Below are 14,153 nucleotides of genomic sequence, written 5' to 3' on the forward strand. Positions count from 1 at the left end.
GTGATTTCCTACGCGCTCCGATTTTCGCCCCTCGTACGGGCCGGGAGCGAGCCCGGGATCACCCGTAGGTGTCGCGCGGTCCGCGGCCGCGGATGTGGCGTTCGCCTTTCCGCCAGCTCGGAGCCGTCGGGCCGGTGATCCGCAGTTCCTTGACCACCCCGTGCCCCACGGCCGCGGCGATCTTGGCGAGAATCTGCGATTGCATCATCCGCAGCTGGGTCGCCCAGGCGGTCGACTCGGCCGAGACGTGCAGGATCCCGTCGCGCAGTGTGGTCGGCTGGGCATGGCTCGCGATGTCGTCGCCGACGACCCGCGCCCAGCTTCCCATGACGGTGCCCTCGGACGCGTGCGCCGACCAGCCCCGCTGTTTGGACAGCGACTGCGCGAGCGAACCGAGGGTCTGGGGATCGCGGTCGTCCGGCCCGGGCCCCGACCAGCCACGACGTCGGCGCTTCGGGCGCAGCGGCCCGCGCGACGCGCGTCCCTGGCCGACGGCCTTACCGCTCGCCTTGGCGGCAGCTCGAGCCTCCTCGAGCGCGCGGCGGGCCAGATCGATGCCCTTCGGCTCCGGCTCGTCCGCGCTGCGCTCCGGCCCGGCACCGCGTTCGGGACCTGCTTGTTCGTCGTTCATCCGACCTCCCCGGTGAGCGGGTCCGTCTCCCGTTGCACCGATCCCAGCACAGAGATACGACCTTCTTCGGTGTCCTCGGCATGCACGGGGTATCGGGCGCCGTTCAGTTCGGCCGGCACGTCCTCCGGCACGGCCGCCGTGATCAGCACCTGTTCGGCCGTCGCGGCGACCTCGGCGAGGGCGGAGCGGCGCCGTCGGTCGAGTTCGGCGAAGACGTCGTCGAGCATGAGAACGGGATCGGTGCCGTCGGTGCGGAGCAGGGCGAATGCCCCGAGCCGCAGTGCGAGCGCGAACGACCACGATTCGCCGTGGCTCGCATAGCCTTTCGCGGGTTCGGCACCGAGCGTCAGGTCGAGATCGTCGCGGTGGGGTCCGACGAGGCAGACGCCGCGTTCGATCTCCTTCGACCGCACCTCCGCGAGGCGGTGGAGGAAGACGGTCTCGAGAAACTCCCGGTCGTCGGGCGCGGGCGTGCGGGCCGGGTCGGAGAACTCCGGCGGCAGCGCGTCGGCCAGGCTGCTGCGATAACGCAGGCTCGCCGGACGCGACTCGGGTGCGATCGACCGGTACGCCTCGGACACGTGCGGGGCCAGTTCGTGCAGCAACGCGATGCGCGCGGCGAGCAGCTCGGCTCCGTGGGCCGCGAGATGACCGTCCCACACGTCGAGGGTCGCCAGAGCGCCCGCCCCGTCGCTCGAGCGACCCCCTCGCCGCAGTGCTCCCCCCGCGGTCTTGAGCAGGGCGGATCGCTGGCGCAGCACCTTGTCGTAGTCGGCCCGAACCCCGCTCATCCGCGGAAAACGCGTGCTGAGCAGTTCGTCGAGGAACCGCCGGCGATCGCCCGGGTCGCCGCGAACGAGCGACAGATCCTCCGGGGCGAAGAGCACCGTGCGGAGGATGCCGAGGATCTCTCGAGGACGCCGGGCGGGCGACTGATTGATCCGCGCCCGGTTCTGCTTGCCCTCGTTGATCTCGATGTCGATACCGAGCTCACGACCGTTGTTGACGACCAGCGCCCCGGCGAACGCCCGCGACGTGCCGGCCCGCAGCAGCGGGCCGTCGGAGGACACCCGGTGCGACGACAGCGTCGACAGATATCCGAGGGCCTCGAGCAGATTGGTCTTCCCGTGTCCGTTGCGCCCGACGAAGACCGTCGCCCCCGGAGTGAGGTCGACGGAAACCGTTCTCCACGAACGGAAGTCGCGCAGCGAGAAGGTGCGAACGTACACGGGGGTCCAGTCTCGGGGCCGGTCAGCCCGGCAGGCGCACCGGCATCAGAAGATAGGTGTAATCGCTGTCCGGAGCGGCGAACGTACCCGAGGAATCCGGCACGGGCTCCTCGTCGAGCGCCGGCCGCAGCACGGCCGGACGACTCGAAGTGGTGAACCCGAATGAGACCTTGTCGGTGTGCAGCGACGTCAGACCGTCGAGCAGGTAGCCGGGGTTGAACGCGATGATCAGCGGCTCACCGAAGAACTCCGCGGGATGCGATTCCTCGGCGCGGCCGGCGTCGTCGCCACCGGCGGACAGCATCACGCTGCCCTCGGTGAACTCGAGTCGGACCTGCGCACCGCGCTCGGCGACCAGCGCGACACGCTTGATCGCGTCGACCAACGGTGCGATTTCGACGGTCGCCATCGCGGTGTGCTCGTTGGGGAGCAACTGGCGGAACTTGGGGAATTCGGCGTCGAGCAGGCGCGTGGTGGTGCGGCGACCTTCGGCGACGATGCCGAGCAGGCCCTCGGCGCCCACCGACGACCCGCTGCCGAGCGCGAGCTGGACCGGGGAGTTGGACGACCCGCCAACAGTTTTCGCGGCCTCGGAGAGGGTCTTTGCGGGCACGAGCACGGCCGAGCTGGTGGACTCCGCGGTGGGCATCCACTCGAGCTTGCGCACTGCGAGACGGAAACGGTCGGTGGCAGCGAGCACCATGTCGGTGCCCTCGATCTCCACTCGGATGCCCGTGAGCATGGGAAGCGTGTCGTCCTTGCCGGCGGCGACGGCGACCTGGCTGATGGCCTCGGCGAACAGATCGCCGGAGAGTGCACCGGTCTGCTGCGGGAGCGCGGGCAGCTGCGGGTAGTCCTCCACAGGCATGGTGGGGAGCGAGAACTTGGCGCTACCGCACGTGATGAGCACACGGGTGCCGTCGAGCACGACATCCACAGGCTTGTGGGGCAACGCGCGGGTGATGTCGGCGAGCAGCTTGCCGGACACCAGCACCTGACCGGGGGTGATGACCTCGGCCGAGACGTGGACCTGCGCGGATACCTCGTAATCGAAGCCCGAGACCGTCAGCCCGCGTTCGTCCGCTCCGAGCAGGACACCGCCCAGGACGGGAACGGGGGGTCGCGACGGAAGGCTTCGGGCAACCCATGCAACGGAATCAGCGAAGTCCTCGCGAGGCACACGAAACTTCATACTTCCCAGCTCCATCGCCCGGTGGATCCCTTCGATCGTGGTCTCGACAAGTCTACGAAGTCTGTCACAGAACCCCGACACCGATGAGAGCGGAGCCGGGGGATGCGGGTCCACGTTATGCCTTCCCTCGCTGCTTGGAAAGCCGGGAGGCTCGAGGCGTGAGCCTCACTCGAGGGCCTGTGGACCGACGCTCTCCACACACCTGTTTTGAAAGAAGATTTCTGAAGAGAACTCACAGAAGTAGTAATAGGGCCTGTGGAATCTGTGGACGAACGACCGTCTAGGCTGGTGGGGCAACGTTCTCGAGGGCGTCGAACTCGAGGATGAACTCGAGGAGTTCTCGAGGATGAATGTGGATTCCTCGAGACTGTTCATTCTTTGTCCACCGTTCGTCCACAAAGATCCCACGTTCTGCACACCCTTGTCCACAGGTGTGGGGACCGGAAATTTCTCGAGATACGGGACAGGGAGCGCCCTGTGGACGCTCCCTGTGGATGGAAACTCGAGGCTCGAGGAATCAGCGCTTGGACCGCTGTTTGATACGCGCGGTGAGCTCCTGCACCTGGTCGTAGACCTTGCGACGCTCGGTCATCTCCTTGCGAATCTTCTTGTCCGCGTACATGACTGTGGTGTGGTCGCGACCGAAGGTCTGCCCGATCTTCGGCAGCGACAGGTCGGTGAGCTCGCGGCACAGATACATCGCGATCTGGCGGGCCTGCGCCAGCGGCCGTGCCTTTCCGGGGCCGCACAGGTCGTCTATCGACGTCCCGAAGTACTCCGCGGTCACAGCCATGATCGTGGCGGCATTGATCTCGAGAGCCGAGGAATCCGGCATCAGATCCCGCAGCACGACCTCGGCGAGGGTGAGATCGAGCGGCTGCCTGTTGAGCGACGCGAAGGCCGTCACACGGATCAGGGCACCCTCGAGTTCGCGGATATTGCGTTCGATCCGGCTCGCGATCAGCTCGAGCACGTCGTGCGGCACGTTCAGACCGTCCATGCGCGCCTTCTTCGACAGGATCGCGATGCGCGTCTCGAGTTCCGGCGGCTGGACGTCGGTGATCAGGCCCCACTCGAACCGGGTCCGCAGTCGTTCCTCGAGCGTCGCGAGCTGCTTGGGCGGCCGGTCGGACGAGACGACGATCTGCTTGTTGGCGTTGTGGAGGGTGTTGAAAGTGTGGAAGAACTCCTCCTGGATGCCTTCCTTGCCCTCGATGAACTGGATGTCGTCGACGAGGAGGATGTCGGTCTCGCGGTAGCGCCGCTTGAACGCGACCTTGCGGTCGTCGCGGAGGCTGTTGATGAAGTCGTTCGTGAACTCCTCGGTGGAGACGTACTTCACCCGCATGCCCGGGAAGAGGCGCTGTGCATAGTGGCCGGCGGCGTGCAGCAGATGGGTCTTCCCCAGGCCCGAGGCGCCCCAGATGAACAGGGGGTTGTAGGCGCGCGCCGGTGCCTCGGCGATGGCCACCGCCGCGGCGTGCGCGAACCGGTTCGACGCACCGATCACGAAGGTGTCGAAGGTGTACTTCGCGTTGAGGCTGCTGCTGCCGATGGGCGGCGTCTCGGGCGGCGGGGGCTGGGTGAAATAGGACGGCCACGACTCGCGGACGGCGGTCATCGCCTCCCGGTCGTCGTCGACCTCCTCGAGTTCGCCGTGGTCGGCCTCGAGCATGTCGTGCTCGCGCGAGGAGATCAGGCGTCGCCGATAGGCCGCACCCTCACCGGGAAGCATGCCGTCCCGGGTGAATCCCCCGTCCCTCGGCCCGACGCCGTCCCTGGCCACAGCCCCGTCCCGCGCGCCGGCGACATCCCGGGGCATCGGAGGGTCGCGACGCAGATCACGGCTGCGGGGCTCTGCCGTGCGCGGGTCACGGCTGCGGGGCTCTGCCGTGCGCGGGTCACGGCTGCGGGGCTCTGCCGTGCGCGGATTCACAGGCTGTGCATCTTCCGGCAGACCCTCGAGGGGCAGCGTGTCGCGGGGTTCGGCGTAGGGATCCTCGGCGGGGTCGTCCATGCGTTCCCGCGGTTCGACACGCACACCGAGACCCTCGACCCGGTGACCGAGGTGCCGGTTGAGGGTGCGGAGGATGGGTTCGCGCAGATCGCGTTCGATCGATTGCTGGGCGAGGGTGGACGGCACCGAGAGCAGCGCGAATCCCTGTGCGAGCGTGATCGGTTTTACCAGCGCGAGCCATGCCTTCTGGCTCTTCGTCAGCATTCCGTCGTCGATGGTCAGCTCGGATACGACGTCCGTCCACACATCGGCCAGCGCGTTCGGCTCGTCGCTCACGCAGCTTCCCTCCCTTTGGTCACCGGTTTTCCACACGATTATCCACAGGTGTGGACAACCGGGAGAATCACCCGGTGGATGTGTGGATGGGAGGTGTGTATTCGCTCGGCGGGGCTCGTGGGCCCGGGCGGTCTGCGGGGATCAGTGTGACACACGGTGCGACGCGGTCCGACTCCGTGTTCGGTGAACGCGCCCGGAGAAGCTGCGCGACGACGCCCGAAGAGGCGCGGGGCAGCAGGCCGTCACCGGCCGGCACATCGTCGTCGAACGGAGCGAGACGCGGGACTGCACAGGTAGTCGCGATACGCCGTCGAAGACATGGCCCAAAGCGTACCCGAGCTGTGCTCCGGATCACATATCTTCTCGGCGAGTAGTTTTCGCCGAACAGGTCCGGCGTGTCGCGTTGATCGGCGCTGTTCGTCGCGGTTTGATTTCGCGCCTGCGTCCGAGTAGCCTCGAACAGTCACTCATACCGAGGTGACGGGTTCGTCCGGCTCGAGTCGAGCAATACGAATCCTGCGAATTCACGTACACGTTGGACGACGGTGCTTGCCGCGCCGTCGCAGAATTATCGAGGAGTGTCGACCGTGGCCAAGGGCAAGCGGACGTTCCAGCCGAACAACCGACGCCGCGCGCGCGTTCACGGCTTCCGTCTCCGGATGCGCACCCGTGCGGGTCGCGCGATCGTTTCGGCGCGTCGCCGTAAGGGCCGCGCTTCTCTCACCGCCTGATTCCCTAACGGGAGCTCGGGGTGCTACCTGAGCCGTATCGACTGCGGCGCCACTCGGATTTCTCGGATACCGTCCGCCGAGGGCGTCGTCAGGGGCGGCGGGATCTGGTCGTTCACGTTCTCGAACGCGATCGCACCGAGTCCTTGGTGAGTGTCGGCGGTCCGCGTTTCGGACTGGTCGTGAGCAAGGCTGTCGGGCCGGCGGTGATTCGACATCGAGTCGCACGCCGGCTTCGTCATATCTGTGCAGGTCTCGTCGAGGCTCTGCCCTCCGAGACCGACATCGTGTTGCGCGCACTACCCGGCGCTGCCATCGCGGATTCCCGTGAGCTCGACAAGCAGGTGCGGTCGGGTCTCACCCGCCTCGGACTGCTCGACGCCGGTGCTTCCGCCTCGCATGGGAGTGCTCGCGCATGACCGAGCCCGAGCGGAGGTCGTGGTGGCGGTCCCTGCGGTCCGCCCCGGCCCGGGCATTGATCTTCTGTATCGAGCTCTATCGCACCTATGTGTCGCCCACACGGATGCCGACCTGTCGATTCACCCCGACTTGTAGCGAGTACGCCGTGGAGGCGCTGCGCACGCGGGGTGTCGTCGTCGGTGCGGTCCTGGCATCGGTGAGACTGCTCAAGTGTGGCCCCTGGCACCCTGGTGGGTGGGATCCGGTACCCGAACGGAAACATCGGTCGTCCCCAGTGGGTACCTGACCGGAGCCGAGACCCGAGACCGACGCCTCTTCGTGGCGATCATGGACGACCAGAGGAGTACATAGAGCCGTGCTCGACTTCATCTACTATCCCGTGTCCTGGATCCTCTGGGTCTGGCACAAAGTCTTCGCCGCGATCCCGTTCCTAGGACCGGACAGCGGTTGGACCTGGGCGCTGTCGGTGGTGTTCCTCGTGTTCACCCTGCGCGCGATTCTCTACAAGCCCTTCGTCAAGCAGGTTCGCACGACCCGCCAGATGCAGGAGCTGCAGCCGCAGATCAAGGCACTTCAGAAGAAGTACGCCAAGGACCGGCAGCGCCAGGCACTCGAGATGCAGAAGCTCCAGAAGGAGCACGGCTTCAATCCGTTGATGGGCTGTCTGCCCGTTCTGCTGCAGGTCCCGGTCTTCATCGGCTTGTTCCACGTGCTGCGCTCGTTCAACCGCACGGGTACCGGCTTCGGCCAGCTCGGGCTGACTCCGGAGGAGAACGCGCAGATCGGCAACTATGCGTTCAGCCCGGAGGACGTCCAGTCGTTCCTGAGCGCCCGCCTGTTCGGTGCTCCGATTTCGTCGTGGATCACGCAGCCGATGGCGTCGCTCGAGGCGTTCGAGCCTTTCGGCGGCATTCCGACGCGCTGGCAAATTGCCGCCGTCGCGGTGCCGCTCATGATCGTCGCCGGCGTCGCCACGCACTTCAACGCTCGTGCCTCGGTCTCCCGCCAGAGCGCGCAGGCCGCCGCGAACCCGCAGGCCGCGATCATGAACAAGCTGGCCCTGTACGTCTTCCCACTCGGTGTGCTCGTCGGTGGTCCGTTCCTGCCGATCGCCGTCATCATCTACTGGGTCAGCAACAACATCTGGACCTACGGACAGCAGCACCTCGTCTTCCGCCGTATCGACAAGGAGGAAGAGGAGAAGAAGGCTGCGGCTCTGGCCCGCCGGAACGAGAACGCACCGAAGCCGGGTGCTCGCCCCGACAAGTCCAAGAAGAAGGGCTCGGCCGCAGCGTCCGACGCCGTCGATGCCACGGTCGACGAGACCGGCGAGGTGTCGCTGCAGAAGGACGCCGCGGCCGGCGACGGCTCCCCTGCGGCTTCGAAGTCCGGTGCGTCCGCTCCCAAGCCGGGTAGCCGACCCAAGAACTCCAAGCGCAAGCGGCGCTGACCGAAGTAGAAGAGAGCTGAATATGGCCAGTGACCTGGACAAGGTGGAAGAGGACCTCGCGGTGGCACCCGAGGAGCGCGACACTGCGGCGGACGCCGATCTCGATGACGACTACCTCATCGAAGAAGGCGAGATCGCCGGCGACTACCTGGAGCAGTTGCTCGACGTTCTCGATTTCGACGGTGACATCGACCTCGACGTCGAGGGCGACCGCGCGGTCGTGAGCATCGACGGCGGTAAGGATCTGACCAAGCTGGTGGGTCGCAACGGTGAGGTTCTCGACGCTCTGCAGGAGCTCACCCGTCTCGCCGTGCAGCAGGCGACCGGCGAGCGCAGCAAGCTCATGCTCGACATCGCCGGGTGGCGTGCAGGCAAGCGTGCCGAGCTCTCCTCGCTCGGCGCGTCGGCCGCGAAGCGCGTGCTCGAGACCAGCAAGCGCGAAGAGCTCGAGCCGATGACGCCGTTCGAGCGCAAGATCGTGCACGACGCCGTCGCGAAGATCGACGGTGTGTCCAGCGAGAGCGAGGGTGCGGAACCGCACCGCCGTGTGGTGATCGTCAAGGATTGAGTCGGCCGTGCCGACCGAAGAGGGACTCTGCGTCGTCAGGGTCCCTCTTCGCCTTTTCGTAACTGATGCTGTGGGTCCCGATGTTGTTTCGGGTGAGCCGACAGGAAAGGATGTTTCACGTGGAACAGCACGAGGCGGAACTGTCGGCGGTCGCGCAGCGGGTCTTCGGGGATCGGACCGAACTTGCCGAGCGGTACCACCATTCGTTGTCGACGGCAGGTGTCGAGCGGGGGCTCATCGGGCCGCGTGAGGTGCCGCGCCTGTGGGAACGACACATTCTCAACTGCGCCGTGGTGGGCGAACTCATCCAGGAGGGTGAGACAGTCGTCGACGTGGGCAGCGGTGCCGGTCTGCCGGGTATTCCTCTCGCACTTGCCCGTCCCGACCTCCAGGTCACGCTCGTCGAGCCGCTTCTGCGCCGCACCGTCTATCTGGCGGAGTTCGTCGAATCCCACGGGATCGAGAACATTCTCGTGGTCCGTGGCCGTGCTGAGCAGCCGAGCGTCCTCCAGGAGGTGGGCGGCGCAGACGTCGTGACTTCCCGTGCCGTCGCACCTCTCGCCAAGCTCGCCAAGTGGTCGCTCCCCCTTGTCCACGAGGGAGGCCGGATGCTGGCGTTGAAGGGTTCGTCCGCTCGAGAAGAGATCGACCGCGATCACGACGAACTCGCTCGCCTCGGTGCCGGCAATCTCGAGGTGCTCGAGTGCGGAGGCAATCTCCTTCCGACACCCACGATCGTCGTGAAGGCCGAGCGGATTCCGCGGCCGGCGCGGCGTCGCAAGAAGCGCTGAGCGAATCGCCTGGCACGACGATCGCCCCGACACCCTCCCCTCCCCTACCGGGTCGGGAGGGTGTTGCCGTTTCCGAGACATTCTTTCCGACTCGAGGAATCTACTCGAGTACATTACCGGTGCAAAACGGTTGTTTCGGACGTTGTCACACCAGACCCGATCACCCCATGACGTTTCGTCACTGTGATGTTTCAGATTCTCTGAAATGTGTTTATCAAACGAATTATCTTCCTGTGCACTACGATTGAAACTCACTAATGTGAATAGCATTGCGGACCAGAGCATTTCAGTCTGGGTGTTCGCGGTTCTCGAGCCCACTCGTATGGGTCGGGATTGTTTCACGTGAAACAACGAGCCGCTCCTTCGCCTGTTTCACGTGAAACAACTCCGCTTCCCGTTTCACGTGAAACGTCACCCGGCCATGTCGCCGACGGAACCTAGAATGCGGATGGGATACTGAACCAACTGAGAATGCGTGCGCGTGGTCGGAAGGCCGGGGACAGCTCCGGGCCCGGGACTCGCATTCTCCCTTCGGCGCCTCGACCCGGTCTTCGAAGTCGCGACCGGGAAGCGACGAGGATGTAGCGTGCGAACCGAGCGGATCTACGTGTAAGGAGTGTTCTATGACGGGTGGATCTGAATCCGCTGTTTCACGTGAAACCGGAGGCGCCGAGGACGACTTCTCCCCCGTACCCTTCGACGGTTTCTCCACCGTCGACACCCCGATCGGCGCGGCTGCTCATCGCGCCACCCAGGTCCTGCATCCGAGCGACGCCAACGCACTGCCCAAGCCGCGCGAGCGTCGCGTCTTCACGATCGCCAATCAGAAGGGCGGGGTCGGTAAGACCACCACGGCGGTGAACATCGCTTCCGCGCTCGCCGTGCAAGGATTGTCGGTCCTCGTAGTCGACCTCGATCCGCAGGGCAACGCGAGCACCGCCCTGGGCGTGCCGCACTATTCCGGTGTGCCCTCGAGCTACGAGATCCTCCTCGGCGAGATCAATGCCGCCGAGGCCGTGCAGCAGAGCCCGCACAACGAACGCCTCTTCTGTATCCCCGCCACGATCGATCTCGCCGGTGCCGAGATCGAACTCGTCTCGATGGTCGCGCGCGAGAACCGCCTCCGGAACGCCCTCACCAAGGAGGCGCTAGGCGACCGCGAGTTCGACTACGTGATCATCGACTGCCCGCCGTCGCTCGGTCTGCTCACGGTCAACGCGCTCGTCGCGGCGAAGGAAGTTCTCATACCCATCCAATGCGAGTACTACGCACTCGAAGGTGTCGGGCAGCTCCTGCGCAACATCGAGCTCGTCCAGTCGCACCTCAACCCCGAACTGCACGTCTCCACCGTCCTCCTGACGATGTACGACGGTCGCACCAAGCTGGCCGATCAGGTCGCCGCAGAGGTGCGTGCGCACTTCGGCAGCGCGGTGCTGCGTTCGGTCATTCCCCGCAGCGTGAAGGTTTCCGAAGCTCCCGGTTACGGGATGACCGTTCTCGACTACGATCCTGGATCGCGCGGCGCGATGAGCTACCTCGACGCCGGGCGCGAGTTGGCGGCACGCGGGGTACACGAGAATCAGGGGAACGGATGAGCGCGACACGTAAAGGCGGGCTCGGTCGAGGTCTGGCAGCGCTCATCCCCACCGGTCCCCCGGTGGATGCAGAGCAGAAGCCCACGGCCGCCCCGAGTTCCACTGCCGCCGCCCCCACGGCCACCGCTCCCACCAATACCGCGGCTCCGGCCGTTCCTGCGCCGGCCAAGTCCGCACCGGCCGCGGGTGAACCGTCGAAGCCTGCTTCGGGCGGACAGTCCAAGTCGGCTGCGTCGCGTCGCCCCGGCTCGTCGGTCCTGAACCTCCCGTCCTCGGGTCTGGGCATGGCAGCCGCCGATCTCATCATCGGCGACGGCAGGACGCCGGCGCCCGCGTCCCCGGCGGAGCCTGTCGAGGACGACGCGGCACGGGCGTCCGGAGCGGCATCCGAAAGCGAACCCCTCCCCTCCCCCACCGGAGCGGTGTACCTCGAGATCCCGATCGACCGGATCGAGCCCAACCCGAAGCAGCCGCGGCAGGTCTTCGACGAGGAAGCGCTCGCCGAGCTCGTCCACTCCGTCCGCGAGTTCGGGCTCATGCAGCCGGTCGTGGTCCGCCGTCTCGAAGGCGACCGATTCCAGCTCGTGATGGGTGAGCGTCGGTGGCGTGCCGTCCAGGAGGCAGGCCTCGGCACGATCCCCGCGATCGTCCGCGACACCGAGGACGAATCGCTGTTGCGCGACGCGCTGCTCGAGAACATCCACCGGGTGCAGCTCAACCCCCTCGAAGAGGCCGCGGCCTATCAGCAGTTGCTCGAGGAGTTCGAGGTCACCCACGAGGAACTCGCGAGTCGGCTCGGACGGTCGCGGCCGGTCATCACGAACATGATCCGGCTGCTCAAATTGCCGGTCGCGGTGCAACGACGCGTGGCGGCCGGAGTGCTGTCGGCCGGGCACGCGCGTGCCTTGTTGGCGCTCGAGGCCGGTGCCGACGCTCAGGAGGCACTCGCCGCACGCATCGTCGCCGAGGGCCTGTCCGTGCGGGCGACGGAAGAAGCCGTCGTGCTCGCCAACCGCAACGAGACCCCCGACGCTCCGCAGCAGAAGCGTCGGAAGCCCATCCAGATGCCGGGGCTGCAGGACGTCGCGGAGCGCCTGTCGAACTCCTTCGACACGCGCGTGACCGTGAGCCTCGGCAAGCGCAAGGGCAAGATCGTGGTGGAGTTCGGTTCGGTCGACGACCTCGAACGCATCGTGAAGATGATGGAGTCTCAGACCGACCTTTCTTGACTCCTCGTCGGAGCAAGACAACAGTCTGTAGACGAAAGACGTGGAGGCGAGCTATCCCGTGTCGACCCGAGTATCACCGCTCACGTTGAGTGGGATCGAGCAGTTGCCTGCTCATGCGCGACGGTGCGTTTTCTGGGAGCTGGATCCCACCTCATCGCCCGACGTTCAGCAATTCGCCGACCCCGAATTCGAGAAGGAAGCATGGCTGTCCATGGTCCTTCTCGAATGGGGGTCGTGCGGCCAGATCGCGACGATCGGCGACAAGGCCGCCGGGTGCGCGCTCTACGCTCCGCCGGGCATGGTTCCCCGCGCGCAGGCCTTCCCTACCGCGCCCGTCAGCGCCGACGCGATCCTGCTGACATCCATGCGGACCGAACCGCACGCGGACGAGCCGGATGTCGGAGCCGACCTCATCCGCGGTGTCGTCGCCGATCTCGTCCGTCGTAACGTCCGTGCCATCGAGGCCTTCGGGATCCGACGTACCGCCGACGTAGAAGCGAGCGATGTGCCGCACGCGACGGCCACACTCGGGTGCTCCGACACGGAGTGCATGATCGACGCAGACTTCCTCGAGGACATGGGCTTCGAGGTCGTCGCCCCGCACTACCGCTACCCGCGGCTGCGTCTCGAGCTCGACCGCGACCACGAGTGGAAGTTCGCCGTGGAGGCCGCCCTCGATCGGCTCCTCGAGGAGTCCTCTCTCACCGTTGCGGATCTGACCGCAGGTTCGGCCGTCGGCGCCCACTGACGTACACCGGACACCGACGAAGAAGGACCGCCCCGCAGACTCTGCGGGGCGGTCCTTTTCTCGTCTACGGGCCTGCTAGCGACTGTCGGAGATGGACAACTCTTCGGCAAGCAACTCGGCGAAGGTGTACGTGCCGGTCGGCTGGTCGTCCTGGCCGAGCAGGTACAGCCGCTTCACCGCGATGAGGATCGCCTCGGCGATGATGTCGCGGCTGCGCGGATCGGCGAGCAGCGCGGCGTCCTGCTCGTTGGTGAGGTAACCGAGATCGATCTGCACCGTCGGCATGTTCGTCAGGCGCAGCAGATCCCAGGTGCGGCCGTGGCTGCGGCAGTCCTGCAGGCTCGTGCGGGCGACGATCTCGCGCTGGATGTAACCGGAGAGCACCTGTCCGATCATCGACTCGGACCCGTGCGAGTTGCCGTAGTGGAAGCTCGCGATGCCGTTCGCGGCGGGGCTGTGGCTCGCGTCGCACCGCAGCGAGATCATGAGGTCGGCACCGAACGCGTTGGACGTGCCCGCGCGTTCGACGTCGGTCGGATTCACGTGGTACGGCCGCGACAGGAAGGTCTCCATGCCCGTCGCCGCCATCCGGCCCTCGAGCCGACGCGCGAGATCCCACAGGATGTCGGCCTCGGAGATCGGGCCGTGGGGGCTCGGCACGATGATGCCGTGGGTGTTGCCGCCGAGACCCGGGTCGATGACGATGCGCTTGCCGCTGAGCTGCGGACCGGAGCGGCGCACGATCTCCTCCTCGGAGATCGCGTGGGGCGACCCGCCCGACACGCGCGTGCCGAGCAGTTCGAGCGAGCGCAGTGTCTCGGCACCGCAGATGCCGTCGGAGGCGAGTCCGATCTCGCGCTGGAAGGAGCACAGACCCTCGTGGGTCTTCGGACCGAAGTAGCCGTCCACGCGGTCGACGTAGAAGCCGAGATCCTGCAGACGGGTCTGCAGGGCCGCGACGTCGTCGCCGTAGAGCGGAGCGGAGAGCTGATACATCAGGGTGCGCGCACCGAGCTTGTACGACGCTTCCTTCAAGGAACGGTAGGTCGCGGGGCCTACGGTCCCGTCGACTAGCAGACCGCGCTGCTGCTGGAACGCGCGCACGGCTCCGTCGAGTTCACGATCGAAGGGGACGTCCGATCCCATCCAGTCGCCCGACTCCTCGGGCTCGTTGTGCAGGAAGCCCAGGCCGGCCAAGGTGCTCCGGATCTCGGCGACCGCCGGACCGTGGTCGCCGTGACGAAGAGGGCGCATGTATCGGGCCTTTCCGTGCTGACAG

General features: G+C 66.3%; 14 protein-coding genes. 9 read left to right on the forward strand and 5 right to left on the reverse strand.

The window, feature by feature from the left end:
• Nucleotides 1–58: 58 nt before the first annotated feature.
• The 4 genes from NVV99_RS11945 to dnaA form a co-directional block, all read right to left on the reverse strand.
• On the reverse strand, nt 59–631 hold the full coding sequence (locus tag NVV99_RS11945) for a DUF721 family protein (protein WP_260782884.1): 573 nt from the start codon (nt 629–631) through the stop codon (nt 59–61).
• Entirely contained in the window at nt 628–1,860 is a 1,233-nt protein-coding gene (gene recF, locus NVV99_RS11950; RefSeq protein ID WP_024102544.1) for a DNA replication/repair protein RecF, read from the reverse strand. The genes NVV99_RS11945 and recF overlap by 4 nt, the downstream gene beginning before the upstream one ends.
• Before the next feature lie 22 nt (nt 1,861–1,882).
• On the reverse strand, nt 1,883–3,067 hold the full coding sequence (dnaN, locus tag NVV99_RS11955) for a DNA polymerase III subunit beta (RefSeq protein WP_024102543.1): 1,185 nt from the start codon (nt 3,065–3,067) through the stop codon (nt 1,883–1,885).
• Nucleotides 3,068–3,569: 502 nt separating this feature from the next.
• Nucleotides 3,570–5,345: a chromosomal replication initiator protein DnaA gene (gene dnaA, locus NVV99_RS11960; RefSeq protein ID WP_260782885.1), complete on the reverse strand. Its 1,776-nt coding sequence runs from the start codon at nt 5,343–5,345 to the stop codon at nt 3,570–3,572.
• Between the two features lie 587 nt (nt 5,346–5,932).
• On the opposite strand from dnaA, the gene rpmH reads away from it, so the two are divergent.
• The 9 genes from rpmH to NVV99_RS12005 all read left to right on the forward strand — a co-directional run bounded on the left by rpmH (nt 5,933) and on the right by NVV99_RS12005 (nt 12,874).
• A complete protein-coding gene (rpmH, locus tag NVV99_RS11965) occupies nt 5,933–6,076 on the forward strand; it encodes a 50S ribosomal protein L34 (protein WP_006550910.1) in 144 nt (47 codons plus the stop codon).
• Nucleotides 6,077–6,096: 20 nt separating this feature from the next.
• The gene (rnpA, locus tag NVV99_RS11970; RefSeq protein ID WP_024102541.1) at nt 6,097–6,492 is read left to right on the forward strand and encodes a ribonuclease P protein component; all 396 of its coding nucleotides are present in this window, start codon (nt 6,097–6,099) and stop codon (nt 6,490–6,492) included.
• Nucleotides 6,489–6,779 (forward strand): membrane protein insertion efficiency factor YidD, encoded by a 291-nt coding sequence (gene yidD / locus NVV99_RS11975; RefSeq protein ID WP_006550908.1) that lies wholly within the window; start codon nt 6,489–6,491, stop codon nt 6,777–6,779. Before rnpA ends, yidD begins: the two co-directional genes overlap by 4 nt.
• 69 nt (nt 6,780–6,848) lie before the next feature.
• Nucleotides 6,849–7,943, forward strand: coding sequence for a membrane protein insertase YidC (yidC, locus tag NVV99_RS11980; protein ID WP_006550907.1), 1,095 nt, complete (start codon nt 6,849–6,851; stop codon nt 7,941–7,943).
• 22 nt (nt 7,944–7,965) lie between these two features.
• Nucleotides 7,966–8,511 (forward strand): R3H domain-containing nucleic acid-binding protein, encoded by a 546-nt coding sequence (locus NVV99_RS11985; RefSeq protein ID WP_006550906.1) that lies wholly within the window; start codon nt 7,966–7,968, stop codon nt 8,509–8,511.
• Between the two features lie 110 nt (nt 8,512–8,621).
• Nucleotides 8,622–9,302, forward strand: coding sequence for a 16S rRNA (guanine(527)-N(7))-methyltransferase RsmG (gene rsmG / locus NVV99_RS11990; protein ID WP_024102540.1), 681 nt, complete (start codon nt 8,622–8,624; stop codon nt 9,300–9,302).
• 623 nt (nt 9,303–9,925) lie between these two features.
• Nucleotides 9,926–10,897 (forward strand): ParA family protein, encoded by a 972-nt coding sequence (locus tag NVV99_RS11995; protein ID WP_006550904.1) that lies wholly within the window; start codon nt 9,926–9,928, stop codon nt 10,895–10,897.
• Nucleotides 10,894–12,126, forward strand: a complete 1,233-nt coding sequence (locus NVV99_RS12000) for a ParB/RepB/Spo0J family partition protein (RefSeq protein WP_024102539.1) — start codon at nt 10,894–10,896, stop codon at nt 12,124–12,126. The genes NVV99_RS11995 and NVV99_RS12000 overlap by 4 nt, the downstream gene beginning before the upstream one ends.
• A gap of 58 nt (nt 12,127–12,184) precedes the next feature.
• On the forward strand, nt 12,185–12,874 hold the full coding sequence (locus NVV99_RS12005; protein WP_024102538.1) for a hypothetical protein: 690 nt from the start codon (nt 12,185–12,187) through the stop codon (nt 12,872–12,874).
• A gap of 75 nt (nt 12,875–12,949) precedes the next feature.
• On the opposite strand, the gene NVV99_RS12010 is transcribed toward NVV99_RS12005, so the two are convergent.
• Complete coding sequence (locus NVV99_RS12010; protein WP_024102537.1) at nt 12,950–14,128, reverse strand: N-acetylmuramoyl-L-alanine amidase; 1,179 nt, start codon at nt 14,126–14,128, stop codon at nt 12,950–12,952.
• Nucleotides 14,129–14,153 lie beyond the last annotated feature (25 nt).

The organism is Rhodococcus sp. PAE-6 (assembly GCF_025290685.1).
GTDB classification, from domain to species: Bacteria; Actinomycetota; Actinomycetes; order Mycobacteriales; family Mycobacteriaceae; genus Rhodococcus; species Rhodococcus pyridinivorans.